The organism is Paenibacillus marchantiophytorum, assembly GCF_014640555.1.
In the GTDB taxonomy this organism is placed as follows: domain Bacteria; phylum Bacillota; class Bacilli; order Paenibacillales; family NBRC-103111; genus Paenibacillus_E; species Paenibacillus_E marchantiophytorum.
Map to the genome: position 1 here is coordinate 36641 of NZ_BMHE01000021.1, position 24711 is coordinate 61351.

The 24711-nt window shown below is 45.5% G+C and carries 31 protein-coding genes and 1 tRNA gene; all 32 read left to right on the forward strand.

From position 1 onward, the window contains the following. Nucleotides 1–99: 99 nt before the first annotated feature. The 32 genes from IEY34_RS19490 to IEY34_RS19645 all read left to right on the forward strand — a co-directional run bounded on the left by IEY34_RS19490 (nucleotide 100) and on the right by IEY34_RS19645 (nucleotide 24707). On the forward strand, nucleotides 100–417 hold the full coding sequence (locus IEY34_RS19490; RefSeq protein ID WP_189014242.1) for a hypothetical protein: 318 nt from the start codon (nucleotides 100–102) through the stop codon (nucleotides 415–417). Nucleotides 418–664: 247 nt separating this feature from the next. Next, nucleotides 665–1270 (forward strand): genetic competence negative regulator, encoded by a 606-nt coding sequence (locus IEY34_RS19495; protein WP_189014244.1) that lies wholly within the window; start codon nucleotides 665–667, stop codon nucleotides 1268–1270. A 125-nt stretch (nucleotides 1271–1395) separates the two neighbouring features. Beyond that, nucleotides 1396–2898: a DnaB-like helicase C-terminal domain-containing protein gene (locus IEY34_RS19500; RefSeq protein WP_189014246.1), complete on the forward strand. Its 1503-nt coding sequence runs from the start codon at nucleotides 1396–1398 to the stop codon at nucleotides 2896–2898. 25 nt (nucleotides 2899–2923) lie between these two features. Continuing rightward, nucleotides 2924–3619, forward strand: coding sequence for a glutamic-type intramembrane protease PrsW (gene prsW, locus IEY34_RS19505; protein ID WP_189014248.1), 696 nt, complete (start codon nucleotides 2924–2926; stop codon nucleotides 3617–3619). A gap of 68 nt (nucleotides 3620–3687) precedes the next feature. After that, nucleotides 3688–3843 carry a hypothetical protein gene (locus IEY34_RS19510; RefSeq protein WP_189014250.1) on the forward strand — a complete coding sequence of 52 codons (156 nt, stop codon included), beginning with the start codon at nucleotides 3688–3690 and terminating at the stop codon, nucleotides 3841–3843. A gap of 107 nt (nucleotides 3844–3950) precedes the next feature. Continuing rightward, nucleotides 3951–5324, forward strand: coding sequence for a germination protein YpeB (gene ypeB / locus IEY34_RS19515; protein ID WP_189014252.1), 1374 nt, complete (start codon nucleotides 3951–3953; stop codon nucleotides 5322–5324). 71 nt (nucleotides 5325–5395) lie between these two features. After that, the gene (locus tag IEY34_RS19520; protein ID WP_268240145.1) at nucleotides 5396–6079 is read left to right on the forward strand and encodes a flagellar brake protein; all 684 of its coding nucleotides are present in this window, start codon (nucleotides 5396–5398) and stop codon (nucleotides 6077–6079) included. A gap of 68 nt (nucleotides 6080–6147) precedes the next feature. Beyond that, nucleotides 6148–6372 (forward strand): hypothetical protein, encoded by a 225-nt coding sequence (locus IEY34_RS19525; RefSeq protein ID WP_189014254.1) that lies wholly within the window; start codon nucleotides 6148–6150, stop codon nucleotides 6370–6372. A gap of 139 nt (nucleotides 6373–6511) precedes the next feature. Then, the gene (gene cmk / locus IEY34_RS19530; protein ID WP_189014256.1) at nucleotides 6512–7195 is read left to right on the forward strand and encodes a (d)CMP kinase; all 684 of its coding nucleotides are present in this window, start codon (nucleotides 6512–6514) and stop codon (nucleotides 7193–7195) included. A gap of 1 nt (nucleotide 7196) precedes the next feature. Beyond that, complete coding sequence (locus IEY34_RS19535; protein WP_189014258.1) at nucleotides 7197–7781, forward strand: lysophospholipid acyltransferase family protein; 585 nt, start codon at nucleotides 7197–7199, stop codon at nucleotides 7779–7781. A gap of 143 nt (nucleotides 7782–7924) precedes the next feature. After that, the gene (gene rpsA / locus IEY34_RS19540) at nucleotides 7925–9244 is read left to right on the forward strand and encodes a 30S ribosomal protein S1 (RefSeq protein ID WP_189014260.1); all 1320 of its coding nucleotides are present in this window, start codon (nucleotides 7925–7927) and stop codon (nucleotides 9242–9244) included. A gap of 33 nt (nucleotides 9245–9277) precedes the next feature. After that, nucleotides 9278–10318 carry a type 2 isopentenyl-diphosphate Delta-isomerase gene (gene fni / locus IEY34_RS19545; protein WP_189014262.1) on the forward strand — a complete coding sequence of 347 codons (1041 nt, stop codon included), beginning with the start codon at nucleotides 9278–9280 and terminating at the stop codon, nucleotides 10316–10318. A 143-nt stretch (nucleotides 10319–10461) separates the two neighbouring features. Continuing rightward, on the forward strand, nucleotides 10462–11091 hold the full coding sequence (locus IEY34_RS19550) for a YphA family membrane protein (RefSeq protein ID WP_189014264.1): 630 nt from the start codon (nucleotides 10462–10464) through the stop codon (nucleotides 11089–11091). Further along, nucleotides 11092–11997 (forward strand): YIEGIA family protein, encoded by a 906-nt coding sequence (locus tag IEY34_RS19555; protein ID WP_189014266.1) that lies wholly within the window; start codon nucleotides 11092–11094, stop codon nucleotides 11995–11997. A gap of 6 nt (nucleotides 11998–12003) precedes the next feature. After that, entirely contained in the window at nucleotides 12004–12183 is a 180-nt protein-coding gene (locus IEY34_RS19560) for a capping complex subunit for YIEGIA (RefSeq protein WP_189014268.1), read from the forward strand. 131 nt (nucleotides 12184–12314) lie between these two features. After that, complete coding sequence (der, locus tag IEY34_RS19565; RefSeq protein ID WP_189014270.1) at nucleotides 12315–13640, forward strand: ribosome biogenesis GTPase Der; 1326 nt, start codon at nucleotides 12315–12317, stop codon at nucleotides 13638–13640. A gap of 14 nt (nucleotides 13641–13654) precedes the next feature. Then, nucleotides 13655–14263 carry a glycerol-3-phosphate 1-O-acyltransferase PlsY gene (plsY, locus tag IEY34_RS19570; RefSeq protein ID WP_229757730.1) on the forward strand — a complete coding sequence of 203 codons (609 nt, stop codon included), beginning with the start codon at nucleotides 13655–13657 and terminating at the stop codon, nucleotides 14261–14263. A gap of 16 nt (nucleotides 14264–14279) precedes the next feature. Next, nucleotides 14280–15323, forward strand: a complete 1044-nt coding sequence (locus tag IEY34_RS19575) for an NAD(P)H-dependent glycerol-3-phosphate dehydrogenase (RefSeq protein ID WP_229757731.1) — start codon at nucleotides 14280–14282, stop codon at nucleotides 15321–15323. Nucleotides 15324–15414: 91 nt separating this feature from the next. Continuing rightward, nucleotides 15415–15681, forward strand: a complete 267-nt coding sequence (locus tag IEY34_RS19580; RefSeq protein WP_189014384.1) for a stage VI sporulation protein F — start codon at nucleotides 15415–15417, stop codon at nucleotides 15679–15681. Between the two features lie 103 nt (nucleotides 15682–15784). Further along, a complete protein-coding gene (locus tag IEY34_RS19585) occupies nucleotides 15785–15964 on the forward strand; it encodes a DUF2768 family protein (RefSeq protein ID WP_189014272.1) in 180 nt (59 codons plus the stop codon). A 20-nt stretch (nucleotides 15965–15984) separates the two neighbouring features. Next, entirely contained in the window at nucleotides 15985–16278 is a 294-nt protein-coding gene (locus tag IEY34_RS19590; RefSeq protein WP_189014274.1) for a 2Fe-2S iron-sulfur cluster-binding protein, read from the forward strand. 28 nt (nucleotides 16279–16306) lie between these two features. Next, nucleotides 16307–16894, forward strand: coding sequence for a nucleotidyltransferase family protein (locus IEY34_RS19595; RefSeq protein ID WP_189014276.1), 588 nt, complete (start codon nucleotides 16307–16309; stop codon nucleotides 16892–16894). Nucleotides 16895–16923: 29 nt separating this feature from the next. Continuing rightward, the gene (locus tag IEY34_RS19600; protein ID WP_189014277.1) at nucleotides 16924–17271 is read left to right on the forward strand and encodes a 2Fe-2S iron-sulfur cluster-binding protein; all 348 of its coding nucleotides are present in this window, start codon (nucleotides 16924–16926) and stop codon (nucleotides 17269–17271) included. Between the two features lie 27 nt (nucleotides 17272–17298). Then, nucleotides 17299–18042, forward strand: coding sequence for a YphF family lipoprotein (locus IEY34_RS19605; protein WP_189014385.1), 744 nt, complete (start codon nucleotides 17299–17301; stop codon nucleotides 18040–18042). Nucleotides 18043–18737: 695 nt separating this feature from the next. Continuing rightward, nucleotides 18738–20216 carry a stage IV sporulation protein A gene (gene spoIVA, locus IEY34_RS19610; RefSeq protein WP_189014278.1) on the forward strand — a complete coding sequence of 493 codons (1479 nt, stop codon included), beginning with the start codon at nucleotides 18738–18740 and terminating at the stop codon, nucleotides 20214–20216. 251 nt (nucleotides 20217–20467) lie between these two features. Continuing rightward, entirely contained in the window at nucleotides 20468–20740 is a 273-nt protein-coding gene (hbs, locus tag IEY34_RS19615; protein ID WP_029193008.1) for a non-specific DNA-binding protein Hbs, read from the forward strand. Nucleotides 20741–20893: 153 nt separating this feature from the next. After that, nucleotides 20894–20967: transfer RNA gene (locus IEY34_RS19620), tRNA-Pro, on the forward strand. A 110-nt stretch (nucleotides 20968–21077) separates the two neighbouring features. Beyond that, nucleotides 21078–21995 (forward strand): phosphatase PAP2 family protein, encoded by a 918-nt coding sequence (locus IEY34_RS19625; RefSeq protein WP_229757737.1) that lies wholly within the window; start codon nucleotides 21078–21080, stop codon nucleotides 21993–21995. 78 nt (nucleotides 21996–22073) lie between these two features. Further along, nucleotides 22074–22325 carry a trp RNA-binding attenuation protein MtrB gene (mtrB, locus tag IEY34_RS19630; RefSeq protein ID WP_189014279.1) on the forward strand — a complete coding sequence of 84 codons (252 nt, stop codon included), beginning with the start codon at nucleotides 22074–22076 and terminating at the stop codon, nucleotides 22323–22325. Between the two features lie 115 nt (nucleotides 22326–22440). Continuing rightward, a complete protein-coding gene (locus IEY34_RS19635; RefSeq protein ID WP_189014280.1) occupies nucleotides 22441–22974 on the forward strand; it encodes a hypothetical protein in 534 nt (177 codons plus the stop codon). Nucleotides 22975–23071: 97 nt separating this feature from the next. After that, nucleotides 23072–23938, forward strand: coding sequence for a heptaprenyl diphosphate synthase component 1 (locus IEY34_RS19640; protein WP_189014281.1), 867 nt, complete (start codon nucleotides 23072–23074; stop codon nucleotides 23936–23938). Nucleotides 23939–23957: 19 nt separating this feature from the next. Continuing rightward, complete coding sequence (locus tag IEY34_RS19645) at nucleotides 23958–24707, forward strand: demethylmenaquinone methyltransferase (protein ID WP_189014387.1); 750 nt, start codon at nucleotides 23958–23960, stop codon at nucleotides 24705–24707. The last annotated feature ends 4 nt before the right edge of the window (nucleotides 24708–24711 follow it).

A 24711-nucleotide genomic window follows, 5' to 3' on the forward strand; every position in this document is an offset into this window, starting at 1 on the left:
ACATATCTCCTTTGTTTTCCTTCTGCTTTAGCGTATGTCTATGAAGCAACTCGCACAACCTATGGAGGATTCATACTAATTAGCATGGAGGGAGACCCAATGAAAATAGGCACATTTTTGCTTGGTGGTATTGCCGGTGCTGCAGCGGTCGTATATTTGAATCGGAAAAGCAAATCAATGTTATTCTCCGCATTCAGTTCGTCCAGTGAATCCATGGGCAAAGTGGTTGATAAAGCAAAGGATTCTTTCTCGAACAGAACGTTTAACAGCACATCCACAGCACCCAAAAGCTTCACAAGCACAGGGGCGAACGGACTGTCGCAAGTGGAAAATATCGTGAAAGAAGATCCAAGTTTGAAATCAACCGTAAATGAGATTTTAAACGAAAACAGAGAAAATACGTCGACAATCCAATAACTGTACGTATAAGGCGCAGTCTGGCATACCTACGGGGCCAACTGTGCTTTTTCTTTTATACATAACTTAACGCGTGCAATTGCAATCAATTAATGTTAACATGGTAGGTGAAAACGAATCTAGGAACCATGTCCAATTCGTGTTCAATGTTTCACCTTTTTTTCGCAGTTATCATATTCTGTTTTAATAAGATGACCATGCTTTCGATGCAAGCTTTCCTTCGGAAAGCTCAAAGGAGGATCCTATCATGAAAATAGAACGCTTAAGTCAGGATAAGATACGGATTTTCCTAACATTCGATGACTTAACTGAACGCGGTATTCAAAAAGACGACATGTGGAGAGAAATTCCCAAAGTACACGAGCTATTCAGTGAAATGATGGATCAAGCCTATTCCGAGCTCGGATTTGACCCGTCCGGCCCGCTTGCAGTCGAAGTATTTGCGCTTCCGGCTCAAGGTATGGTTGTGATTGTAACCAGAGGCAAGCTTGATTTATATGCGAATTCCGACGCATATGACGATCACGAACCTGAAGAAGTGTACGAAATGGAAGTTACGCTTGAACAAAGCGATTTGATCTCCTATGCATTCCGAGATTTTGAAGATCTGTTGCGTGTATCCAAAGTAATCAATCCCCTTCTGATGGAAGGCGGTACCCTGTATTCGTACAAAGGGAAATATATTCTACAACTCGAACCGGTAGAGCTAGAAGATAACAAATATCAAGCTTTAATCGCCGTATTATCTGAGTTTGGCGAAGCGGCCTCGGTTACACAAGCTGTATTAGAGGAATACGGGAAAACAATTATTGCAGATGACGCAGTAAAGGTGCTTTGCAGACACTTCAAATAAGCCCTCTGAACACTTCTTTTGTTGTTGAATGAAACAAGCATCTTCAAAAACGACTGTTTTTGTTGGTGCTTTTTTTAGTTGAAACGCAAGGCAGCAGCTTAGAGAGATTGGCGGGGGAGATTTCAATGACAAGCTTAGAGCGTAAACAATTAGTGCCTACTCTGGCTGCAGTGGATTTGGATGGTTTATTAGGATATTACCAGAAACAGATGCGGGAAGAGGCCTATTTTTATTTGCAAAAAAGAGGCATTACAGAGGAAACCGTTCAGCAGTATCGGATGGGCTTTGAGATTGGGAAGATTGGCTTTTATGTGGATCAAAACCAACTTGGAGATTACTTTGAGCATAGAGTCATTGTCCCGATTCATAATTACGAAGGCGAAATTGTTGATTTAATTGGACGGGCAATTGATAACAGAGAGCCTAAGTATAAGGCTTTGTATGGGATGGACCAGTATTTGTTTAATTATACCGCGCTCGATGATACGGACGAAATTGTCCTCTGCAACGGGATATTTGACGTGCTCACGCTGAATCAAGCCAAAATGCCAGCCACTTGCGTGCCTGACTTCAGCATATTCAAAGAGCATCATCTTCCGTTACTTGCCGGCAAGCGCGTATATATCTGCATGGGGAACGATGAATCGGGGCGCAGAGAATCAACCCGAATCGAAGCTTTGCTAAGAGAGCAAGGCAATGAAACCTATATTGTTAATTTGCCCGAAACCATTCGGGATATTAATGATTTGTTCATCCGAGCTCAGAATCCATCCGAAACGTTTCTATCACTGGTGAGTCAAGCGGTAGAAGAAGCGACATTAGCGCCTGTAGCGCCGGATATCAAGAACAGCACCGTTTATTTGGAAGAGTATATGAAGCGATTCCGTGGACAAGTAGCTAATATTCGGACAGGTTTTGCGAAATTGGACACGCAGCTCTTCGGTGGCTTTGGCAATGGCTTGTATCTGTTAGCAGGTGTAGGTGCTGTTGGCAAAAGCATGCTGTTGAAACAAATTGCCGATCAGCTTGCTCTGGATCAAACGCCGGTCGTCTTTGTTTCCTGGGATATGACCAATTTCGAATTATGGTCCCGCAGTATTGCACGGATTATCGGAATAGCTCCGCAGAAAGTGCTTGGAGGGAAAGTTGACCCGGACCAAGTGACAGAAGCGAACAAGCAATATGCTAAGATTAGCAAGATGCTTTGGATGATTGAATGTACGATGGATACTACGTTGGATCAAGTGGCTGCTTCGATAGAGAGGATTGCGATCAATGTAGGCAAAGAACCTGTTATTTTCATTGATCATCTTCAGCGAATTCCTGTCGCTAGAGGCTCAGCGCCACAAACTTGGCAGCAGCAGCAGGCAGCGATTGCCTATACACTCAAACAATGGTCAAGGGAGTGGAATTGCCCGATCATTGCAGCTACAGCAATTGAGTTAGGGCAGGATAACGTTCCTGACAGTGTGCAAGCGTCGGCAGACGTCGTGATGATTATGCAGCCCACGAAATCTGAGGATGAGCAGCATCAGGCTATTTCACTCGTATTAACGAAGAATCGCAATGGCATGATAGGGAAGATCCCGCTTATTTTCCATAATGATCGCGCTCTGTTCACAGAATAATTCACAGAAAAGGGGGAACTGTATCTTGCAAATTCTGCCGATCATACTGGCAGCTATAGCTCCAGGTCTCTCGTTACTCGCTTATTTCTATTTAAAAGATAAATACGAAACAGAACCCATACATCTGGTCATTCGCATGTTCATTTTTGGTTTTCTCCTTGTGTACCCAACGATGGTGCTTCAAAATGCGTTCATGAAGGAAGTTGGAGAAGGTACATTCGTCTCCGCCTTTTTCCTCTCAGGCGGCGTCGAAGAGTTCCTCAAATGGTTCGTCCTGTACCATATGATCTTTCGGCATGAAGCGTTCGATGAACCTTATGACGGCATCGTCTATGCGGTGGCAGTGAGCTTAGGTTACGCTACACTCGAGAATATCATTTATGCTTTCCTTCATGCTACGTCATTCTCAGCTCTGATGATGCGAGCTTTACTGCCTGTATCCGGTCACGCTTTGTTCGGGGTCATGATGGGCTATTATATGGGGAAAGCGAAGTTCGTTCCGCACAAAGCCCAAAAATATTTATGGTTTTCGTTATTATTGCCAATTTTTTGGCACGGATTGTTTGATTATATTTTACTCATTTTCAAATCGAATTGGATTTGGATTATGATTCCAGTGATGGCTTTTCTCTGGATTCGGACGATTTGGCGGGTCGATCGCGCCAATGCGCACTCGCCTCTGCGTGTAGTTACGTCCGACGACAAGATTAAAGTGGGCTAAAATGGGTCATAATGGACGGTATAGATGGCGATTCCTGGAAGAAGCCAGGGACGACCGGGAGGGTATACATGTCCACAACCAGAGTGAAAGTGAAGATACGCTGTCGACAATGCGGCGAGAAGTTTGTTCTCAAAGGCAAGAAAGATAAAGGTAAGATTGAAACGGGATTCCGGCAATGCATATGCAGCAATGAGCATGATTTTGAAATTGAATCCGAAGATTAGCGAGGGGCCATTCTTATGAATGGGCCCCTTTTTGTTGTCATTCTTGTATAAACCTGACTTTCCACGTAAAAACTAAGCGCAAGTTTGGGAATGAAAGGAGTAATAGCGTGTATAAAAGATTAAGTATTGTCATGTTTCCATTCCTTTTGCTAGCCTTCATTGGCGCATCCGTATGGGGGTACTTAGAACACCAGGAGAAGAATACGATTTTGATTAAAGCAGAGAATCAATATCAGCGTGCTTTCCATGATCTTTCGTTCCATGTGGATAAGCTGCATACCGAATTGGGGAACACCCTGGCGGTGAATTCCGCTTCGGAGCCGTCGTATCGCAAAGGACTTGTGAATGTCTGGCGACTGACGAGTCAGGCTCAAAGCGATATTACACAGCTTCCGCTGACGCTATTGCCATTTAACAAAACAGAGGACTTCTTGGCGAATATGGCTAATTTCTCTTACCGAATGTCTGTTCGGGATATGACGAAGCAGCCGCTGAATGAAAATGAGTTGAAAACATTAACGGCGCTTTATGATCATTCCTCCGAGATTACAAAGGAAATCAGAGACGTCCAAACGAAGGTAATTTCCAATAATCTGCGTTGGATGGACGTGGAGATGGCATTAGCATCTGAAAATGAAACCCATGATAACGCGATTATTGACGGGTTTTCTACGGTAGATAAAAAAGTGGGCGCCTATGAAGAATTAAATTGGGGACCCGGAAATTTATCGGTTTTATCCACGAACAATGTCAAAATGCTTTCTGGCAATGACATGACAGCGGAGGAAATTAAACCGAAAGCCGCACAATTCCTTGGACTAAGCGGCACATCTGCGATGAAAGTAGTGGAAAATGGCGGGAAATCTCCGGAATATCAAAGCTTCAGTGTTGTGGTTCCGGGTGGCCAGGGAAGCGAGAACGATATCCAACTGGATTACACCAAAAAAGGCGGACATCTCATTTACTTTATGAAGCCGCGGATGGTTCAATCGGCCAAATTTGATTTAAGGCAAGCGCGTGATATTGCCAATGAATTTTTGGATCAGCATGAATATAAAGACATGAGTGCCGTTAGTTACGATCAATATCAGAATATCGCCAATATTATCTTTGCCAAGCGGGAGAAGGATGTCACGATTTATCCGCAGCAAATTAGTGTGAAAGTAGCGTTGGATACGCTTGAAGTGACGGGAATTCAGGCGACAGATTATATTTATGGCCAGAAGCAGCGTCAGTTAGGTCAACCGAAAATTGCCGCTGCTGAAGCGCGCAAACAACTGAGTCCCAACTTGAAAGTAACAAGCGAGTCTTTGGCGGTTATTAAGAATGATCTGGATGAGGAAGTGCTTTGTCATGAGTTCATCGGTACGATGAACAATAATATTTACCGACTGTATATCAATGCAGATTCAGGCTCGGAAGAGAAGATTGAAACGATCCGTCCAGAACAAGCAGAAGCTGCCGCCAACGCAGCCAAATAAGTGAGAAGAGAAGCGGGCTGAGCACCTTGCTTCTTTTTTTGCTATCCAAAAGATCAGGTCGTGGTATAATTGTGTCATATTATGTCGCGGAGGTGCAGAAATTGCTTCCTAAGGTCAACCAGATTTTACATATGAACATGAACAGTATTGATGATGAAGAGTCCCGAATCGAATACAAAGCCAGAATTGCTGATGTAACGGATACTGCGCTTGTCATAGAGATTCCGTTGAATGAGAAAACAGGACGTCTCAAGAAGTTGTATCAGGGCGATGAATTAAGCACATTTTTCTTAGGCGAAGGCGGCGTGAAACATTATTTCACGACTTCTGTCATTGGTTACACGGAAGATGTCATTCGTTTGGTTGAACTGCGCAAACCGGCTCTGGAATCGATTACGCAAATACAACGCAGAAACTTCCTGCGCGTGCTGGCCGAACTGGAAATTGCAGTGAAGCTATCCGATCAAATTCAATTTATCGGTATCACCGAGGATGTCAGCGGCGGAGGTATCTCCTTTATTTGTGATGGACAAGTTCCTGTCGGCATGAACATGGCGATTTCCTGCTGGATTCTTGCTCCATTTAAGAATGGGAGTATAGAGCATATTCCTTTTAGCGGTGAAATCGTGCGGGTTAAGCAACTGGACTCAGGCAAACAACTGGCTATGGTGAGGTTCGTTGATATCGCCGATCGAGAGCGACAAAAGCTAATTCGTTTCTGTTTCGAAAGACAAATGGATTTCCGCAAAAGATAAGGCATGAGATAACGGTTGCATGGGCATACTACCAGACAATATACCAATGCAAGCAGGTGATGGGTCCTATGTCTTCCGGTCGGGAAAAGCAATCATACGAGCAGCTGTTTATTCTCTTCTCTGCCAAAATAGAGAAAGTGATTATTCGGACAACGCTCGTATTTTTCATTTTGCTGATTTGTGCGCAAGCTTTGCTGCAAATTCCCTACGTACGCAAGCATTTTACAAGGGTGGAACCATTAGAAGGAAAGCCCTATATTTTACCTCAAAATGATCAGGCTGAACGTTCCTAAATACCTTGAAATGCCACTTCATATGCGTCCAAGTTTTGCATATGCCATTTTAGTGTGGTATAATTTGATTTAATTAGCAGGCAGTGCCTGCTTTTTTGTTCGTAAGGTACTGTAAAGTATTGTTGGGAGGAACAGCAGCTTGGAAAAGTTCAATATTGCCATAGATGGTCCTGCTGGAGCCGGTAAAAGTACCATTGCACGGTTAGTAGCCGGAGCTTTGGGATTCGTTTACGTGGATACAGGAGCCATGTATCGGGCAGTAACGTGGAAAGTACAGCACGAAGGGCTGCGACCTGATCAAGAAAATGAAGTGGCTGCTTTGGCGAATCGCATGCAGATTGAGCTTATTCCTCGCGAAGAAGGACAGCAAGTGTTCGTAGACGGTGTCGATGTGACCAAAGAAATTCGCACGATTGCCATTACGGATCATGTTTCCCAAATCGCAAGCTATGGAGCTGTACGTCAGCTGCTTGTCACGCTTCAGAAGCAAATGGCTATTTCCAAAGGTGTTGTCATGGATGGTCGTGATATTGGTACACATGTGATGCCGGATGCAGAAATCAAAGTATTTCTGACAGCCAGCGTGGAGGAACGAGCTGAACGCCGCTTTAATGAAATGCAAAACAGCGGAACATGCACGTTGACCCTGTCTGAATTGGAACGAGATATCGCTAGACGCGATCAATTGGACCAAGACAGAGAGATATCCCCCCTCAGGCGCGCACATGATGCTGTGCTAATGGATAGCACCTCGATGACCATTGAGGAAGTAGTCGACGAAATACTTGGACTTTGCAAAGACAAAGTCGGAGGTGGCAAATAAGATGCTGTATCGCATCGGCAGGGCCTTGTTTCGTTTTATGTTTACAGTATTTTTCCGTTTGCGAGCTATCGGCATGGACAACGTGCCTTCAGATGGAGCCGTAGTGCTCTGTGGGAATCATACGAGTTTATTGGATCCTCCCTTATTAGGGACTCCGCTTAAACGAATGGTGCATTTCATGGCCAAGGCAGAGCTGTTTGATATCCCCGTGCTCGGCCCCATTATTTCCAGAGTCGGTGCTTTCCCCGTCAAACGCGGAGGCGTCAGCAGAGACTCCATTCGGCTAGCGGTTCAATTGCTGCGTGACGGCAACATGCTTGGCGTGTTTCCGGAAGGTTCAAGGAACAATGCCGGCGGGATGGGCAAGAAGGGCGCAGCCAGTCTTGCACTGAAATCTGGGGCAACCGTCGTACCTGTTGCGATTATTGGCACGTATTCGATATTTCGCCGTATGACGATCGTCTATGGGAAGCCGCTTGATTTAAGCGCTTATGCAGGAGGCAGCTCGGAGGACTTGGAGCTGGCAACTGAAGCAATTATGAAGGAAATTCGCCGGTTACATACCGCTTATAGCAAAGGTAAATGAGGATGTATGGAATCGAAAGCTTGGAATTATACTATCTTTATGCGAATGGAAGTTATTGTGTTTGAAACAGAGTAGAAGCTTGTATCCTGCTTTGTGACTTATAAATTATTTATTGTTGTATGTAATTAGAGGAGGGTAATCCCATGTCAGATGAAGTAAAAGTTGAAGATCAAACCCAAGAAGTTCAAGAAACACAAGAAACAGCCGTATCGCAAGCAGAAGCAGAGCACGCACTTAACAATGTTGCTGTTCTTAAGAAAGGCGCTACCGTTAAAGGCAAAATCGTTAAGGTAGACGCAGATCAAGCCTTCGTGGATATCGGTTACAAATACGATGGTGTAATCCCAGTTAAAGAGCTTTCTTCCGTTAGCTTGGATGATGCGGGTCAAGCCGTTCAATTAGGCCAAGAAGTGGAACTGAAAATCGTTTCCATCAACGATGCCAAAGAAACGCTTGTCTTGTCCAAACGCGTTGTAGATAACGAAAAAGCTTGGGAAACTTTGCAAGGTCAACTTGACAGCAAAGAGATCATCGAAGCAACGGTTGCTGAAGTTGTAAAAGGCGGACTCGTTGTTGATATCGGCGTACGCGGATTCGTGCCAGCTTCCATGGTTGAGCGTCAATTCGTTGAAGATTTCTCCTCCTACAAAGGCCGCACTTTGCGTCTGCGTGTGAAAGAAATTGATCGCGAGAAAAACAAAGTGATCCTGTCCCAAAAAGACGTATTGGATGAAGAATTCGAAGTCAACAAAAAGAAAATCATCGAAGGACTTCAAGTTGGTCAAGTTTTGGACGGTACGGTTCAACGTTTGACACAATTCGGCGCTTTCGTTGATATCGGCGGTATCGATGGCTTGGTTCACATCTCTGAGCTAGCTTGGCAGCATGTAGAACAAGCTTCTGATGTTGTGAAAGAAGGCGACAAAGTTAAGGTGCAAATTCTTAAACTTGATCCTTCCAACGATAAAATCAGCTTGAGCATCAAAGCGACACAAGATGGCCCTTGGTCCAATGTTGAGCGTGATTTCAAAGCGGGTGATATCGTAACAGGAACAGTTAAACGTCTTGCAGCATTTGGCGCATTCGTTGAAGTAGCTCCTGGTGTTGAAGGTCTTGTGCATATTTCCCAAATTGCACACCGTCATATCGGCACGCCTCATGAAGTGTTGAAAGAAGGCCAAGAAGTGCAAGTGAAAATCTTGGAAATCAGCACAGCTGAGAAACGTGTTAGCCTGAGTATCAAAGAAACCGAAGATGCTCCGGAAGCTCCGGCTGGCGCAGCGGCTCCATCAGCTGGCAAACCAGACAGAGAAAGACAACCACGCGGCGATCGTGACCGTGGAAACAGTGCAAGCCACCAAAAAGAAATCGCTGGTAATGAGAACGTGTCCTTGAGCAACCAAGGTCTGTCCATGACGCTTGGCGAGCGCTTTGGCGACAAACTGGCGAAATTCAAAAAATAAATAAAATCCATATTTCTTAGGGGGACCATCAGAATGCGCATTTCACGCAAAATGGAGCATGTCCATTACGCGCTGGAGCTTGGTCAATCACGGCAGCAGGGTCTGTCCGATATCAAGCTTGTGCATAACTGTCTGCCTGAGACTTCGACGGATCATATTGCATTAACTACCACAATCGGCGATCTCATTATGAGTTCGCCGATTTTAATTAATGCAATGACGGGTGGCGCTCAGGAAACAGAAAGTATTAATCGCGAGCTGGCGATTATGGCAAGAGAGAAGGGAATGGCGATGGCTGTCGGCTCCCAAATGTCAGCTATCAAAAACAGCGAAGTCGCTTCGAGCTACCAAGTTGTCCGACGCGAGAACCCGAATGGCATTGTATTTGCCAATTTGGGCAGCGAGGCATCCGTCGAACAAGCACTCCGCGCTGTTGATATGATTGAAGCTAATGCGCTTCAAATTCATTTGAACGTGATGCAGGAACTCATCATGCCGGAAGGAGACCGCAGCTTTGTCGGCATGCTGAGTCGTATTGAAGCGATCGTCCGGCATGTGCCTGTGCCGGTCATCGTGAAAGAAGTCGGCTTCGGCATCCTCAGAGACAACGCCGCACAGCTGCAGAACATCGGCGTCCGTGTGCTGGATGTTGGAGGTTCAGGCGGCACGAATTTCGCCGCTATTGAGAATGCCAGACGTCCAGCCGCGATGGAATGGCTGAACGATTGGGGCACGCCGACAAGCATCGCGCTCCTGGAGGCGCTGTCGGTGTATGACAGAGGCTCTGTTATCGCCTCTGGCGGGATTACGAACGCTTTGGAGGCAGCCAAAGCGCTTGCCTTAGGCGCATCGGCCGTAGGGATGGCCGGCGCTTTCTTGAAGGTACTGCGCAGCGAGGGCGTGGACGCGCTGCACCATTTTGCAGACGAGCTTCATCAAGGACTTATACTTATTATGACAGCGTTAGGCAAGAACACGATACAAGCACTGGGACATAACCCGCTAGTCATTATGGGCGAGACGGCAGAGTGGTGCCGTGCTAGAGGTATCGACATAACTTCATATGCTAGATAAAGCCAACCGGAGTAAATAATCGAAATTTTGCCATACTAAGGATTAGCCAGTGCTTCTTCTCCAGTGGAGTGGGAGCCTGATTGATCCGCAACGCAAGTCAGTGACAGAAGTCACGGATAAGCTTTGCCTCTTAGGGTGGTTAGATGATGAACTCCGGTTATTTGTCGCTTATTCTCCTTTGCATCACGATGATTTTATTTGCCAGTGGATGGAAGGATGTGTACATCAGAAGTATATCGCACAAGGGCATGCTTCTTTTTTTTGCCTCTTGGCTCGTATTATCCAGAGTGGCGATAACCATAGGGCACGTTCATGTGCAGCTCGTTTACGTGGTAATCTTACTTATTTGCCTCGGTATCCTCTATGTGACACAAGGTTTTATCCATAAACTTCATTTGCTTTCCATCGGTCTTCTGCTTGGCTCCTTTCACTTTTTATTGCATCAGCTGCTGGAAATGGATCCGATCCTCATCGTGCGCAATTCGCAATGGGATGTTGCTTTATTGCTTGCGTTGGTTGTCGTTATTTTGCAGCGTAAAGCCAGTGAACAGATTGCTGCGCTGTCCATTGGCTACTTGCTGGGCGATGTGTATCAAGCCAGCATACACCCTGTCAATGGCCTACATCACTTGGGGAACGCTGCGTTTCAGGATCAGTGGTGGCTGTCTGTTTTCGCTGCTCGCACAGTGACAATTATCTTGCAAGCGACCTATCAGGGCTGCCGGAACGTGGTTAAAAGCTGGATGGATCGAAAGGGAGGCTGGAGAAAGTAAATGGATTGGTTCTACTCACATCGTTATACGATTGGTATTGTTGTCGGCGTAGTTTTTGGCGTTGTGACGCGTCTGAATATGCTCAGGACGGATTATCGGCAGTATCCCACCTACCCGCATGGCAAAATCATTCATATTTCCCTAGGGGTTATCGCAGCCGGCTTGGGGGCCGTAGCTGTACCTGCGCTACTGGATAAGAATTATACAGCGGTGACTTTCCTGTCGCTTGCCGCTCAGCAATTCCGCGATGTTCGCAATATGGAGAGGCAAAGCTTGACGAAAATTGACGAGTTAGAGTTGGTTCCTAGAGGCGCAGCATATATTGAAGGTATTGCGATGGTGTTCGAAGGAAGAAATTATTTGGTCATCCTCTCGGCGTTTCTAGCCTCTTTATTCAGTATATTGTTCGCGTGGTATTGGGGGATTGTAGCGGGTATACTTTCAATATTTATTGCTAATTATTTCAAATCAGGCAACAAATTGGGGTCTATTGCTGATATTGAAGCGGTTCCTCTTCGTATGGACGGACCGGATTTATTCGTTGGTCATATCTACATCATGAACGTTGGCTTACAGGATAGTCGGGCCAAAATAGCTGAGCATGGACTTGGCTTTCTCGTCAAGCCCAAAAACCGCAACGCCCGTGTTACCTTGGCTAACCTTGGTCAAAGACAAGCGATTCTGCATGACATTTCCACCTTGTTTGGCGTGTACCGAGATGAGGGTGAGCCTTCGCTCAGACCTATGGCCAAGCTCGATATGAACTCAGGAACGATAGGCGTACTCCTATTGCCGCAAGAAAAAGATGTTGAGAAGACGACCATCGCTCTTCATCGGGTGCCAGTGCTCGAAAGTGCAGTGCGCATGCCCTCTGAAGCTGGGGTGAACAAACAGAAGGGAAGTTGATGCACAGTGACGCAGATTGTTGCGATCGTGACGTTGACTAAAGAGAATGTAGGCGGAGGAGCTCCCATCTTCATTGTTGATCAAGAGGAAGATCTCCAGAAAATGTCTTTCTCATTAGAGAAAATACTGGATGCAAACGCGCATGATTTGAAAAATGGCACGATGATTTTGGTTAAGCATACTTGATTGTTAGGGTATGTGGACGCTCTTAGGAGCGAAATCTCAAATGAGATTAGCCAAGTCGTGTCTTTTTTGTTATGATATAAGTTGCGTATTTTTCCATGGCTGATCATGGAATTCGAAGGAGTGAATGAGTAGTGGCTAGACCAGTTCTTGCAATTGTAGGCCGACCGAATGTCGGCAAGTCCACCATTTTCAATCGGATCGTAGGCGATCGCCTTGCGATTGTGGAAGATAAACCGGGTGTAACACGTGATCGATTATATGGTGTAGGGGAATGGCTGAATACGTCATTCAGCGTCATTGATACAGGTGGTATTGAGATTGACGGGGAAGATGCGATCCTCAAATCGGTGCGCATTCAAGCGGAGCTTGCCATTGAAGAGGCGGACGTTATTATTTTCATGGTAGATGCCAAAGCGGGCGTAACCCCATCGGATGAAGAGGTTGCCCAGTTGTTGTTCCGCTCCAAAAAGCCAATCGTGCTTGCGGTTAACAAAGTAGACAACTTGGCGCGTCAAGATGATATCTATGAGTTCTATTCTCTGGGGTTTGGCGATCCCGTTGGGATTTCAGGTTCCCACGGCATCGGAATCGGTGATTTGCTTGAAGTTGTTTGCAACTTGTTTCCAGATAAAAAAGACGATGAATATGGCGAAGAAGTCATTAAATTTGCTTTGATTGGTCGCCCGAATGTCGGGAAATCGTCGATGACGAATGCGATACTTGGTGAAGAACGCGTCATTGTTAGCGAAGTCGCAGGCACAACGCGCGATGCGATTGATACACCGTTTGAACGAGATGATCAGAAGTTTGTCATTATCGACACGGCAGGTATGCGCAAACGCGGCAAAGTGTACGAAAATACAGAGAAATATAGTGTCATGCGCGCTATGAAAGCGATTGAACGAGCGGATGTCGTGCTTGTAGTCATCGACGGGCAAGAAGGCATTATTGATCAGGACAAGCATATTGCCGGCTATGCCCATGAAGCAGGAAAAGCGATCGTCATTGTCGTAAATAAATGGGATGTCGTAGACAAAGATGATAAAACGATGCAGCACTTCACCCAAACGATTCGCGATCATTTCCTTTTCTTGAGCTATGCGCCAATCGTATTTGTTTCGGCGAAAACAACGCAACGCTTGCACAAGCTGCTGCCTGTTGTTATCCAAGTTGCAGAGAATCATGCGCTTCGTGTACAGACACATTTACTTAATGATGTCGTCTCTGATGCTGTTGCTTATAACCCGCCGCCAACGGATAAAGGGAAACGTCTGCGGATTAACTATGTCACGCAAGTGGCCGTTAAGCCTCCTGTCTTTGTGCTCTTCGTGAATGAGCCTGAGCTCATGCACTTTTCATATGAGCGCTACTTGGATAATAAGATTCGGGCCGCCTTCGGATTTGAAGGCACACCGATTCGCATTCTAAGTCGCAGAAAGTCATCGGACAAAGAATAAGGAGATGTTGTAGCTTGCTTTTACTTTCCATAATAACAATTGTAGTGGGTTATTTATTAGGCTCCATAAGCTTTAGTTATTTATTCGGAAAATGGATTAAAGGCATTGATATCCGCAAGCATGGTAGCGGCAATGCGGGCGCGACGAACACGCTGCGCGTGCTTGGCAAGGGCCCGGCCATCCTTGTGTTAATCTTGGATGGGTTCAAAGGGGTAGCCGCAGTCTGCTTAGGGATATGGGCAGCTTCTGGCCCTGATGATATCTGGGTGCGTGTTTTGTGCGGGTTGGCAGCGATTGTCGGTCACAACTGGCCGGTCTATTTCGGTTTTCGCGGCGGCAAAGGGATTGCGACCACGATTGGCGTGATGGCAACCCTATGCTTCCTGCCAACACTTATCGCTGGTTTGACGGCGATTGTCATTATTGCGATTACACGATTCGTCTCGCTGGGTTCTCTTATTTTAACAGCACTTTTACCTTTTCTTATTTGGGGAATGGATTTTCCTATGCCTGTTTTATGGATTAGCATTTTGCTATGCGCCTTCGCTTTCATGCGGCATCGCAGCAATATTGTCAAACTCATTCAAGGAAAAGAGAACAAGCTGGGTCAGAAGAGAGCTTAGCTGAGGAGGGATTACCTTGACCAACAAAGTATCGGTTCTGGTAGCAGGGAGTTGGGGGACTGCGCTTGCTTCGGTACTGGCGGATAATGGCAAGCAAGTGCTGTTATGGTCACGTAATGAGGAGCAAGTGAAAGAAATCAATGAAAAGCACAGCAATAGCCGGTTTCTCCCGAATTTCGAATTATCGCCGTTGATCGTTGCTACGAATTCCTTGCAGGAAGCTGTGGAAGACGCTGATGCGATCATTTTGGTTGTGCCTTCCTCCGGTATGCGCGATGTGGCTTCTCAAATACGGCCTTACGTGAAAAAAGATGCCTTATTGATCCATGCGACAAAAGGCTTCGAAATGAGCACGCTCAAACGAATGACTGAGGTGCTCGCCGATGAGCTGCCAGAGATGGACGCCAAACGATTGGTCGTCTTGTCAGGTCCTAGTCACGCGGAAGAAGTTGTCCAGAAACGTCCGACGACGGTTGTCGTCGCGGCTGAAGATCTGGAAGCAGCAGAAGCTGCGCAGGATTTAATGATCAATGCTTATTTCCGTGTGTATACTAATCCAGATGTGGCGGGTGTTGAAGTCGCTGGGGCGCTCAAAAACATCATAGCGCTAGGCGCAGGGCTCACGGATGGATTGGGTTTCGGGGATAACGCCAAAGCAGCGCTTATGACTCGAGGGTTGGCTGAGATTGCTAGATTAGGTACAACCATGGGCGCCAATCCGCTTACATTTGCAGGTTTAGCCGGAATCGGCGATTTGATCGCCACATGTACAAGTCAGCATAGCCGTAATTGGCGCGCAGGCAATAAATTAGCCAAAGGCATGCCGCTTGAAGATGTGCTCAAGGAGATGGGCATGGTCGTTGAAGGTGTGAAAACAACGAAAGCGGCCTATGAGCTCTCTAGCCGCTATGATGTGACGATGCCGATTACGAATGAATTATATCTTGTGTTATTCGCAGGGAAATCACCACAACTCGCTGCCCAAGATTTAATGGGCCGCGTGCGGACGCACGAGATTGAGGAAGTTCCACTAGAGCTGATTACAAAAGTGTCGAAGTAGCCTACACCAGATTCTTGCCGCGTTCATACTATACCTTATAAGCTAAGCGATCAAGAGGTATAGGGAGGCGGCACATTTGGCGAATAAAGATATGTCCAAAGACATTCTAAACGTGGTCAAGAAGAAAACGGGGAAATCCGTGACATCCAAAGATATTGAGAAACTGGCAAGCGGTGTGAAACCTTCTACACTGCAAAGTGAAACGCAGCTTCGTCAGTTAATTAAACAAGTTTCCGGTTTAGTTAATGTGAAGGTATCCGAAGAAACCATCAATGACATCGTGCAAGCAGTCAAAAGCAGCAAGCTGGATACGAATAACATGCAGCAATTAATGAATATGATGATGGGTAAAAAATAAAAGCATGAAGGGGAGCTTTGCTGCCCTTTATGCTTTTTTTCTCATCCTATGCTATACTTACTGGTGATAAATTTTAATGATTTATACATAAGGAGTTATGAATATGTCAAGTTTAGACAAAATGTGGGCTTCTTTTGTGGCGATTGGACTGATGGTTGTCGCATCCTTATTAATCTCGTACGCAAGAACGCGAACGCAAGGTGCTCTTCGTGTGGTACTTTCTCTCATTGCCTTTTTCCTGTTCATCCCTATTTTACTCTACATGCTACTATCTTTGTTTTAACTTCCTGGAGGCGAACACCGATGTTGGAATTGAAAACGCGCAAAACACAAAAAACGATCGAGCCGGTCACAGGGTTAACCATTCTAGACCATGCGCTCAAAGAAGATGTGGATTGGGGATTTTCGTGTACACGGGGCACTTGCGCCAGATGCCGCTGCTTTGTAGCTTCAGGCAGGGAACTGTTGTCGTTGCCATCTGAAGAAGAAGAAGATCGCTTAGAACCCGAAGAGCTTGAGCAGGGTTATCGTTTAGCATGTCAATGTGTGGTTATGCAATCTGGTCCTATTTCTGTGACTCATAAACCTTATTTCTGAAAATTTCTGCCTGAAAGGTGTGGGCATCTTGGTTTTGCTAGAGCCGTTACTCCCATCGATTGCGACCATTCAAACTGAGTTATTGCAAGCGCCTGGGCTACGCTATCTTATCGGTGGAAGCTGCGGACTGCTTTTGCAGCAAGTAGATATCGGACGAAGTCCGAGAGATCTAGATATTTATGTCGATGTTGACGACGTGACACCTGTATATTCAACTTTGCGCCAATATGCCGTCGATAGTCCGGTGTATAGTGAAACGCCCATCTACGCCTCGATCCTGAGCCATTATCAAATCGATGGCACTGCCGTTGAAGTCGTGGGGGATTTCAAAGTACAAGCGATGGAATGCTCCTATCAGGTTGAAGTGGCTTATTTATGGGAAACTCACAGTCAATCTGCGTTGATTGATAATCAGAACATTAGAATCATGCCGCTGGCTCATGAGCTGCTGTTTAATTTGCTGCGTGATCGTCCTGATCGATATGAGGCTATTGTTCGAACAATGATGCTGAATCCCGAGCCGCATAGGCGAGTTTTGGCAGACATTATGCAAAGAAATCATTGGGGATCAGCGTTCCGCCAAAAGGTGGAGGCGCTATTGCCGAAAGGCAAATAGAAGGAAGAAGCGATAAGTAGGTGAGTGCGATGGCACTATCGGAAGTTCTTTTTTTGCCGGATAACAAAAAGATTACGGTACGTCCCGGCACCACTTTACTGGATGCTGGGCGCAAAGCCAGGGTTAATATTCGCACGCGTTGCGGGGCCAAAGCTGCTTGCCTCATGTGCAAAGTTCAGGTCACGGATGCTAGTGGACTAGCGCCAATGAATGTGAATGAACGGTTGAAACTGGGCTCACAAGCGGACGAGGGCTATCGCTTGGCATGCCAAGCACGAGTGATTGGACAAGTACAAGTCACGGTGCCTGAGGACCCTCTGAAGGCTGCTATAAGGGCTCAGCTTGCAAGACAAGCGGAAGATGACGATTTATTTTAGAAAAGATAGGATGATTTCTTCGTGAAAATGGTTCAAAACTTTTTGCAATACCGTACGATGGCTCTCGCACTGTGTCTAATCATGCTGCTTAGCGGTTGCGCTTATCCAAAGGAATTGCGCAAAGAGAATCTAACGAATCCTGCTGAGTTTATTACTGTTGTGCAGCAAGCCATCGATCAATTCCATGAGAAAACCGGGGTGCTCCCGATTAAAAATAGTGAAATGACAACACCGCTTTACGAGAAATATGTCATTGATTTCGCTAAACTGCAAAAGTCAAATCTACTTAGTGCAGTGCCTGCAAACGCCTTTGAGAGCGGTGGTATTTTCATCTATGTGCTTGTGGATGTGGAGACCAAGCCAATTGTCAAACTGATGGATTTATCAGCCTATCAGAGCGTAGAAGATGTACAGAAAAAGATAAATGACTATAAAGTGAAACACGATGGGAATTTGCCGCAGGGCATCGCTATTAATGAAGCTTTTGAGTATGTGGATTTCGATAAATTGGGCGCCAAAGCTCCGGATATCAAATCGGTATACAATCGTAAAAATCTCATTTCCTACATTGTAAATAAGCAAACAGGTGACGTCAGTATTGATTACGGCATGGATATTATGCAAGTCATACAGAGCGGCTCGCTGGCTGGTTCGTTGAAGGCAGATCAGGATTTGCGCGATCTTCTTGTCAGCAAAACGCTTTTTGTCCCCATTCGAAGCACGGCTTATTGGTGGCAAAAAGATCAACCGATGCCGCAAGCGGCACCATAAATCTTGGGGTGAGCGAAGCTCACCCCTTTTTTATTGACGTCCAGAGCAGCTTTTTTTGATACGGCGGTTTTTGGTCACAATGGAGAATCTAATGAACTGTATGATGCTTATAGACCGGAAAATGGCCACTATGGAGATTTAATGAACGGAGTTGGCGCTACCCAGACTGCCCGCGCGGGGATAAGGGAACTACAGGGCGCTAATATAGCAAATAGTGGCATGATAGCGAGGGGAAGGGAACTCCAGTGCGCTATTTTTCTGTTTGATGGGGAATTCAGCTCTTCTTCTGGAAATAAGGTACTGGAGTTCCGCTTTTGTCCAAGCATACTCCCTTTTTGCCTGAATAGCGCACTGCAGTTCCTTTATAGGATTTGTCGCAATGAATACGCTCATCTCTCAGGGCGGCAAAGTCGCTTTTTTTGCTTTTTTTAGAATAACTCCCCTATGTGTCTCATATATTCTTTCAATGTGGTGAGTCTTTGATTTAAGTTCTGTATGTGCTTCATAAAATATGAGCGGCAAAAAAAAGATCTACGGATCTATCATATTTCTATCGAAAGTACATATATTTCTTACTAGTCCAATTAGGCGAGACTTTGATCTTCGATCGATCAAAGATCCCTATATGATGTACGAGTAGTCAATTGTTACCGTCACATGAGTCAGTTGATGACCAAACTGTAGGAGGGATTCTCTTGGAGAAAGTGGATATCTTTAAGGACATTGCAGAACGAACGGGAGGGGACATTTACCTGGGGGTAGTCGGAGCAGTCCGGACAGGAAAATCAACCTTTATCAAACGTTTTGTGGAATCTGTAGTGCTGCCTAACATTCAAAGTGAAGCGGATAGGATCCGGGCTACCGATGAACTCCCGCAGAGCGCTGCTGGCCGCACGATTATGACAACGGAGCCGAAATTCGTACCGAATACGGCGGTTCAAATTTCTGTGGCCGAAGGGCTGAACGTGAATGTTCGCCTAGTTGATTGTGTAGGTTACGCAGTCGATGGCGCCAAAGGCTATGAAGACGAGAACGGCCCAAGGATGATCAATACACCTTGGTTCGATGAACCGATTCCTTTCCAGGAAGCGGCTGAAATCGGTACAAGGAAGGTCATTCAAGAGCATTCTACTCTCGGTGTTGTTGTAACGACCGATGGAACGATTTCTGATATTCCTAGGTCTTCTTATGTGCTAGCAGAAGAGAGAGTCATTAATGAATTGAAAGAAGTAGGCAAGCCTTTCATCGTCATTATTAACTCGCAGAAACCAAACAGCGAGCCAGCTCTCGAGCTGCGCAGCGAGCTGCAAAGCCGCTATGATGTGCCTGTTGTCACGATGAGTGTAGCCAGTGCCGGAGAAGAGGAAATGGTCTCGGTTCTTCGTGAAGTGCTCTACGAGTTCCCTGTCCACGAAGTCAATGTAAATCTACCGAGCTGGGTTATGGTGTTGGATGAGAATCATTGGTTGCGCACGCAATTTGAAAATTCCGTACGCGATACCGTTCAAGATATCAGACGCTTGCGTGATGTGGATCGTGTTGTTAGTCAATTCGCCGAATATGAGTTTATCGATAAGGCTGCATTGGCTGGACTCAGCATGGGGCAAGGGGTGGCGGAGATTGATTTGTTCGCGCCTGATGAACTGTATGACCGCATTCTGGTCGAAGTGGTCGGCGTCGAAATCCGAGGCAAGGACCATTTGCTCCAGCTGATGCAGGATTTCACGCATGCGAAGCGCGAGTATGACCAATTCGCCGAAGCCTTGGAGATGGTCAAGACGACGGGATATGGGATAGCGCCTCCGACACTGGCTGAGATGGCCTTGGATGAACCGGAATTGATTCGCCAAGGTTCCAGATTCGGTGTGCGTCTAAGGGCGACGGCACCTTCTATCCACATGATTCGTGTGGATGTTGAGTCGGAATTCTCGCCGATTATTGGAACTGAGAAGCAAAGTGAGGAGCTTGTCCGCTACTTGATGCAGGATTTCGAGGATAACCCGCTTAAAATTTGGGAATCCGACATTTTTGGAAGGAATCTTCATTCAATTGTGCGAGAAGGTATTCAAGGAAAGCTTGCGCAAATGCCGGATAACGCTAGATATAAGCTGCAAGAAACACTTGGACGAATTATTAATGAAGGCTCAGGCGGCTTAATTGCTATCATTTTGTAAGTAAATGAATGTGGACAAAAACACTCCATTGAGTGTTTTTTGTCGTTTTCTAGCAGAAATACCCACATAAATTGGAAACCGATACTTGAAATTGCTGTCGGAGTATATTACTATGAATTTATTCGTCTGCTTTCGAAGTTCATTTTAACTAAGAAAATCAACGATTTTTCATTGGATAATGTATATTTTCTGAGGAAACGGTGAAAACAGGAAGTAACGGAAGTGAGAAATCTTGGGGGGAGGTGAATGGCATGAATAAATCTGAATTGATTAACAAGGTTGCTGAAACCTCTGAGCTTTCCAAGAAAGACGCAACGAAAGCAGTTGACGCTGTGTTTGATGCAATTTCCGAAGCGCTGCAAGGCGGGGATAAAGTACAACTAGTTGGATTTGGTAACTTTGAAGTTCGTGAACGTTCTGCTCGTAAAGGACGTAATCCACAGACTGGTGATGAAATCGAAATTCCAGCAAGCAAAATTCCAGCTTTCAAACCTGGTAAAGCACTTAAAGATGGCATTCAATAATTTGCGTTTTACATACTATTGAACGTTATATAACAAGAAAGCCGTGGCCGCTATATGCTGTCGCGGCTTTCTTTCTAGACCTTAGAAAATGGCTTTACAATTCGAATTTCTCCTACTATAATTACAAAAGTGAATGAGTTTGCTAGCTACAAACGGGGTATGGCGCAGCTCGGTAGCGCGCACCCTTGGGGTGGGTGAGGTCGCACGTTCGAATCGTGTTACTCCGATTATGACAAAGACATCGACGGTCCGATGTCTTTTTCTCGTGATGAGACTTGTTCCAATAAAAAGAGATAGCGCTTCTGAGATGATTTTAGGGGGAACAGTCTTGAGTAAGGTGAAATTGAATGAGATCGTGAAATCGCAAGATTGGACGATGTTCGGCATTATTGCTTCTATTTATTTGGTTTGGCGGATCGGTGTTGTTGGAAACTGGAGCAAGGAATGCTGGATTCTACTGCTTATATGCCTGCTAGGTGTCCGCAAAGATCAGATCGATGTGGATTGGAGACGTTTTTTTATCTTTGGTATTCCACTTCTTGGTGTTTTTTATTACTTCTATGGAACGGGCAATGGCTTTTGGTGGAAAATCGCCAATTGGATGTTTGAGAATAACCGTCATCCGTGGCACTGGGATGCGTATATGAATGCTATCCCACTGAATACGGGAGGGTGGGCAAGATGGATTGCAACACCTTTTCTGGATCGAGCGATGGTATGGATTTATAATTACGGTTTTGTTTTATCGCTGTGGATCTGCATCGTGCGAAGCTTCTGGACACGCAGTATTAAGAAAATGCTATCTTATGCGTTATCTGGGCATATGCTGCAGTTCCCGTTAATTCTGCCCTTTTACAATTTAATTTTGCTGCACGAGGTTTGGTATGTGAATAAACAACCGGATCTTCTGCATCGTGTGTTTGCCGACGAGAATTCCTTGCTTGTTGCTGTGATGAATTGTTTCCCTAGTATGCACACATCCATTTCCTTTGCCATGCTGCTGCTGGCATTGAGGGAGAAGGATCGTATCTTCAAAACGATGATGGTCACATACTGTGCATCCATAATATTCTCAACGTTGTATTTGCAGATTCATTGGTTGATTGACGTGTTCGCTGGTATGCTGTTCGCTTATGGGACGGTAAAGCTGTCTGATCTATTGATTCGTGTGGGTTCCAATCGGATTCTGCCTGCCAAATTCAAGCGTTTTTATCAAAAGAGTCCGAAAACTCCTGGTAATGAGCTTTCCGCGTAATGTGAGTTGACTTCCTGCACCTTTATTTGGCATCATTAGATAAGTGTTTGTAGATTAGGCGAGAACGGAGGATGGACAGTGGAACAACCCAACAATAAAACAAATCCCGCGAATTCGAATGGCAACGAGTATTTCGTTATTAAAGCCAAGGATAACGGCGTGCATGTCATCGGACTAACCCGCGGTCAAGATACTCGCTTTCATCATACGGAGAAATTGGACAAGGGTGAAGTGATGATCGCTCAGTTTACCGAGCACACCTCAGCTGTCAAAGTGCGGGGAAAAGCATTGATCATGACGAAATACGGAACGATCGATACGGAAGAATAATTTAAAAAGCAGGCATAGCCTGCTTTTTTTCTTTGTACAATGGTGTATAGAGCTTGCAACATGCAAACGCTACGAAATAAGACTTGCTCTTGGAATCGCGTAGGAGGTGTTTTGCATGAAATGGACGATGCGCATTGTGTTGACTTTAGGGATATCCGTTGCTATGGTGATCTGTTTGTCTTTGCTTCCCCAAATGGATCGCTCCACAGGCCTTCACGCGCCTTCAAATTGGTCAAGCAATCGGGCAGGACAGTTGACGAATGAGAATGTGGTTGATCTTCTCGTTCAAGTACCGTTACAATTGAGGATACGTAAAGTGGAGCTTAGCCATTCACGCATGTCACTTGACTTGAGTTTGCCTAAGAATGCAGATTCTGTCTCAGTCTATCGGGATTTATATACGCTTGCTCAAACGATGCTGTCCAAAACCAAAAATGTGGATCAGGTATGGGTGCGTGTCATAGACTATTCAGGTTCCAAAGAATCGGCCTCAACGCAGCTTGTGCTGGCGATGGTTGCTGAACGCGAAAACGGGAAAGATATGGAGAAGAATGCGAGTGACCTTAGCTTGATCCAATTGGAACAGCAATTGCAGAATCGATTCCGACTCACCTATACGTCGAGATGGCAGCAAAAATATCCGTTATAATTAAAGTGCTTCTATTTACGTGTTATGATATAATGACTTGAATTGAAACATCGAAGAATGTTGAAGAGATTTGGCACACGGTTACGGAGGCTTTTGCATGAATTCTTATCGGATCCCAGAGATCGCCAAGCAGTACACAGAGTACGATATGATCCAAATTCACACAGACTTGCCCGATTTTCCGGAGCTCCGCACACGTCTGTTGTTTGCCTTTTTGAATGGAAACAGTAAATTAAGCAAGCTAAGCGAGTTGTACACGCTGGCAACGTCTCTGGTACAGCTTGGTCTGGACACGCATGATATGGTGACGGCATCCAATGATATCAAAGAGAAGAAGGCAGCAAGATCCAGGCAGCTAAAGGTTCTGGCAGGCGATTACTTTAGTTCCAGATTCTATCATCTGTTGGCTCAAGCAGGGCAAATTGAGATGATCAAGCAGTTATCTGATGCCATCTGTGAAGTGAATCGTTTAAAGATGAATGTGTATATCAAAATGAAACAAATGAAATTGACGGCAGAAGATTACGTCCACCAGTCCGTGGAAATTAAATCTCAGCTTTTTTTGTCTTTCTCTGACCTTATGTCTGGGGCGTATGATCAAGCGTGGCCGGATATATTCCGCAGCTATGCCAAGTGTGAAATGATCTTTGAAGAAATTTTCCGAGTCGATTCCGTTGATAACTTTCGGTGGAGTTGGGGCTTCTGGCATATCTTGCAGATAGGTTCCAAAGAAGAACGAAAGCAGTTGCAAGCGGAAGATTCCGATCAAGCCAAAGTTCGCACACTCTTGCATAAGTACAATATCAAATCGCAGCTATACAACATGCTTGATGCCCATACCAAGCAATTGCAGACCATGGTGCAGCAGCTGGACTCGGACAAACTAATAAGTGAACTGTTTCACATAGGGGAGCCGTTTCTCCGGTTTTTAGCGAAACCATCCAAAGTATTGGAAGAAATTTGAGGTGAACAAACAGATGAGTATGACAAAAGCTACCAATGAAACGAAGAAGTCAAAATCCAAAGAGGAATTCGTTCATTCCGTCTTTGAAAGCATTGCCCCCAAGTATGATTTGATGAACAGTATTCTAAGTTTTCGCCGGCACAAAGCGTGGCGCAAATTCACGATGAAGAAGATGAATGTACAGCCAGGACAAACCGCGATTGATTTGTGCTGTGGAACGTGTGACTGGACGATTAGCTTGGCGCAAGCAAGCGGCAGCGGCCAAATGGTTGGCTTGGATTTTAGCCAGAACATGCTCGATTATGGCGCTGAGAAAATTAAACAGCTTCACTTGGAACAGCAGATCCAGCTGATTCGCGGCAATGCGATGAGTCTTCCTTATGACGACAATACGTTTGATTATGCGACGATCGGATTTGCGCTTCGCAATGTGCCCGATCTGGAGCAGGTCATTCGTGAAATGCAGCGTGTCGTTAAGCCAGGAGGGCTAGTTGTGTCGTTGGAGTTGTCCAAGCCGACGTGGCAGCCTTTCAAGTCCATTTATTATTTTTATTTTCAACGTGTGCTGCCTTTCTTGGGCAGATTAATTGTCAAAAAGTATGAGCAATACAAATGGCTGCCGGATTCTTTGGTGCAATTTCCGGATCATAAGCAATTGGCGGCCATCTTTAAGAAGCAAGGTTTAGAAAGTGTTCAAGCTTATCCGTTAACAGGTGGAGTTGCAGCATTACATGTAGGCACCAAGGGGAAAACGAAATCAGGAGTGTAATCAG

Bases quoted from the DNA above. Each gene is read 5' to 3' on its own strand.
- IEY34_RS19640 (WP_189014281.1), top strand. From the start codon at position 23,072: ATGAATTCTTATCGGATCCCAGAGATCGCCAAGCAGTACACAGAGTAC.
- IEY34_RS19495 (WP_189014244.1), top strand. From the start codon at position 665: ATGAAAATAGAACGCTTAAGTCAGGATAAGATACGGATTTTCCTAACA.
- IEY34_RS19580 (WP_189014384.1), top strand. From the start codon at position 15,415: ATGTCCAAAGACATTCTAAACGTGGTCAAGAAGAAAACGGGGAAATCC.
- IEY34_RS19645 (WP_189014387.1), top strand. From the start codon at position 23,958: ATGACAAAAGCTACCAATGAAACGAAGAAGTCAAAATCCAAAGAGGAA.
- IEY34_RS19635 (WP_189014280.1), top strand. From the start codon at position 22,441: ATGAAATGGACGATGCGCATTGTGTTGACTTTAGGGATATCCGTTGCT.
- fni (WP_189014262.1), top strand. From the start codon at position 9,278: ATGCGCATTTCACGCAAAATGGAGCATGTCCATTACGCGCTGGAGCTT.
- IEY34_RS19535 (WP_189014258.1), top strand. From the start codon at position 7,197: ATGCTGTATCGCATCGGCAGGGCCTTGTTTCGTTTTATGTTTACAGTA.
- rpsA (WP_189014260.1), top strand. From the start codon at position 7,925: ATGTCAGATGAAGTAAAAGTTGAAGATCAAACCCAAGAAGTTCAAGAA.
- IEY34_RS19590 (WP_189014274.1), top strand. From the start codon at position 15,985: ATGTTGGAATTGAAAACGCGCAAAACACAAAAAACGATCGAGCCGGTC.
- IEY34_RS19490 (WP_189014242.1), top strand. From the start codon at position 100: ATGAAAATAGGCACATTTTTGCTTGGTGGTATTGCCGGTGCTGCAGCG.
- IEY34_RS19600 (WP_189014277.1), top strand. From the start codon at position 16,924: ATGGCACTATCGGAAGTTCTTTTTTTGCCGGATAACAAAAAGATTACG.
- IEY34_RS19555 (WP_189014266.1), top strand. From the start codon at position 11,092: ATGGATTGGTTCTACTCACATCGTTATACGATTGGTATTGTTGTCGGC.
- IEY34_RS19605 (WP_189014385.1), top strand. From the start codon at position 17,299: ATGGTTCAAAACTTTTTGCAATACCGTACGATGGCTCTCGCACTGTGT.
- IEY34_RS19525 (WP_189014254.1), top strand. From the start codon at position 6,148: ATGTCTTCCGGTCGGGAAAAGCAATCATACGAGCAGCTGTTTATTCTC.
- IEY34_RS19510 (WP_189014250.1), top strand. From the start codon at position 3,688: ATGTCCACAACCAGAGTGAAAGTGAAGATACGCTGTCGACAATGCGGC.
- IEY34_RS19550 (WP_189014264.1), top strand. From the start codon at position 10,462: ATGATGAACTCCGGTTATTTGTCGCTTATTCTCCTTTGCATCACGATG.
- IEY34_RS19585 (WP_189014272.1), top strand. From the start codon at position 15,785: ATGTCAAGTTTAGACAAAATGTGGGCTTCTTTTGTGGCGATTGGACTG.
- IEY34_RS19500 (WP_189014246.1), top strand. From the start codon at position 1,396: ATGACAAGCTTAGAGCGTAAACAATTAGTGCCTACTCTGGCTGCAGTG.
- hbs (WP_029193008.1), top strand. From the start codon at position 20,468: ATGAATAAATCTGAATTGATTAACAAGGTTGCTGAAACCTCTGAGCTT.